General features: G+C 34.7%; 4 protein-coding genes. 2 read left to right on the top strand and 2 right to left on the bottom strand.

Annotated features, from left to right (window positions below; genetic code table 11):
- Window positions 1-809: HAMP domain-containing protein (locus tag B3143_RS15160; protein ID WP_286741152.1), on the bottom strand; the 809-nt coding region annotated here is incomplete at its 3' end.
- Window positions 802-1,482 carry a heavy metal response regulator transcription factor gene (locus tag B3143_RS15165; protein WP_004663993.1) on the bottom strand — a complete coding sequence of 227 codons (681 nt, stop codon included), beginning with the start codon at window positions 1,480-1,482 and terminating at the stop codon, window positions 802-804. The genes B3143_RS15165 and B3143_RS15160, both read right to left, overlap by 8 nt.
- Window positions 1,483-1,630: 148 nt before the next feature.
- Here B3143_RS15165 and B3143_RS15170 point away from each other — a divergent pair, with 148 nt between their 5' ends.
- The gene (locus B3143_RS15170; protein ID WP_004760992.1) at window positions 1,631-1,927 is read left to right on the top strand and encodes a hypothetical protein; all 297 of its coding nucleotides are present in this window, start codon (window positions 1,631-1,633) and stop codon (window positions 1,925-1,927) included.
- An 89-nt stretch (window positions 1,928-2,016) separates the two neighbouring features.
- Window positions 2,017-2,525: multicopper oxidase domain-containing protein (locus B3143_RS15175; RefSeq protein WP_286741155.1), on the top strand; the 509-nt coding region annotated here is incomplete at its 3' end.

The raw sequence follows: 2,525 nt of genomic DNA on the forward strand, positions 1-2,525 counted from the left end.
TTACGGGCAAGACATACTTGAGTTTGAGTCATTAAGTTATTAATCGGTGTTCTAATTTCATGCGCTAAATCAGATGAAAAATCGGAAAGCCTTTCTAAAGCTGATTCTAGTCTGTCGAGCATATCATTGAAGGCAATTGCTAATGATTTTAGTTCTGTTGGTGTGTGCTCAACTTCTAAACGTTCTGAAAGATGTTGGGCAGAAATGCCTTCTGCGACCTTAGCCATTTTTTGCACGGGTCTTAAACCTCTCCAGGTTGCAAACCAGCCTAAAAACATTAAACAAATCGTACCGGCTAAACCAATGTAAAAAAGTTGACGCTTAAAATCATTTAAAAAATGTAGATGTTCAGATGTATCGATCCCCACAATAATGCGTACAGATTGTATCTCAGTATTTTTGTTTATATCCGTGTTGTAGATCATGCCACGATAAGTCTTATCCTGAATTTTCCATTTAATCCATGAATTATTTGCTGACTTGGTTAAGTGTTGAGTATTAATTGTTGAAGGTGCTGAACTAAATAAAACTTTACCTGTCGGTCGTTCTATTTGAACCATAAGATCATGGTGTCCAACTAAAGCGTCTCTCAAATAAAGATTAAGTTCTGGAGAGTTTTTAGGATTCTGTTGGATAAGATTCTGAATCAGCTGGATTTTACCTTCTAATTGGGTACGGTCTTGAGTCTCAAAATGATGCATTACTAATTTATTTATGAACAAACCCATAATAATTAGAATGAAAATAGTAGATAATGAGAAAATGATACCGATCCGGAAACTGATCGCTCTGAATAAATTATTATTCATCCTCTACCTCTAGTACATACCCCATTCCTCGAATATTCTGAATTAATTTGGGAGTAAAGTTACTGTCAACTTTACTTCTTAATCGTTTAATAGCGACTTCAACGACATTCGTATCACTATCAAAGTTCATATCCCAAATTTGAGATGCAATAAGTGCTCTTGGTAGAATTTCACCTCTTCTACGCATAAAAAGCTCCATAAGCGCGAATTCTTTAGCCGTTAAATCAATGCGTTGACCTGCTCGTGTTACCCGACGTTTTCTCAAATCAAGTTCTAAATCAGCAATCTTAATAATATTATTATCTTCTCTTTGTTGCCCTCGTCTAAGGAGCGTTTTTATTCGAGCTAGAAGCTCTGCAAAAGCAAAAGGCTTAACTAAATAATCATCAGCGCCTAGCTCTAATCCTTTTACTCGATCTTCGATTTGATCTCGGGCGGTAAGAAAAAGAATGGGCATTGTTTTACCGCTGCTACGAATATCATTGATAATATTCCAACCATTTAGTCCAGGTAACATCACGTCTAAAATAATTAAGTCATACTCTTCAGAAAGAGCTTGATGTTTACCCGTTAACCCATCTGTAACCCAGTCCGTAATATAGCCAGCTTCGGATAAACCTTGCTTGAGATAATCACCAGTTTTTTGTTCATCTTCAACTAATAGTATTCTCATTTCCGAATCCTAAGTCATTCATTAAAACTATAATAACGTTATAAAACATCTGATCGAGATAGATTACAAAAATGTCATTTTCAAGTCACTTAGATGTTCAGTGCTTCACTTTATTGTAGTAGCAAGAAATTAACTTTTAGAGAAACTTATGAAAACTGTAGTGCGTCGTAGTCTAACAATTTTAATGTGTGCTGGAACTTTAATTGCTGGTACTCAATCTTGGGCAAAAGATGTATCAACCTCAAGTGCCACTAAAACGGTAAAAGCACAGAAACCTTGTACAAAACCTTGTAAAATGGAAAAAGATGACAAGACTCAGCAAGATCATAGTCAACATCAGTCTCCTAACTCATCTGACATGTCAAAAATGGATCATTCTATGATGAATATGGACCATTCTAAAATGGATCATTCAAAGATGAATATGCCTGGTAGCAATAAATAATTTTATAAATAGCGAGAAAGAAGTATTAAAGTTTATACTAAATATTTGCTTTATTACTTCAATCTTGACCTTTCTAAAGGTGAGATAGAATGTCAAAAAAGTTAAGTCATGTACTCTTAATTGGAGTTGGTTTATTTTCATCAACTTGGGTAATGGCGGCAGTTAAAGAATATGATTTAACAATCGCTGAACAAACTGTAAATATCACAGGAAAACCGCTAAAGAGAATTACCGTTAATGGTAAATTCGTTGCACCACTTCTTGAATTTGAAGAAGGTGATGAGGCCGTTATCCGTGTTCACAATAAGTTAAAAAATCAGGACTCTTCAATCCATTGGCATGGCTTATTATTACCTGGAATTATGGATGGTGTACCTGGATTTAACAAATTTAATGGCATTGCCCCTAATAAAACTTATGAATATAAGTTTAAAGTCCGCCAAAATGGTACTTATTGGTATCATTCACATAGTAAAGGACAAGAACAAGACGGTTTATATGGTGCTTTTGTTATTTATCCTAAAGATAAAACTCCACTAACAGCTGCTGAAAAAACCGATAAAGATTACGTTGTTTTGCTTTCTGATTTTCATAATTC

Origin of the sequence: Acinetobacter sp. UBA1496 (genome assembly GCF_002324975.1) — a bacterium.
GTDB lineage: Bacteria > Pseudomonadota > Gammaproteobacteria > Pseudomonadales > Moraxellaceae > Acinetobacter > Acinetobacter variabilis.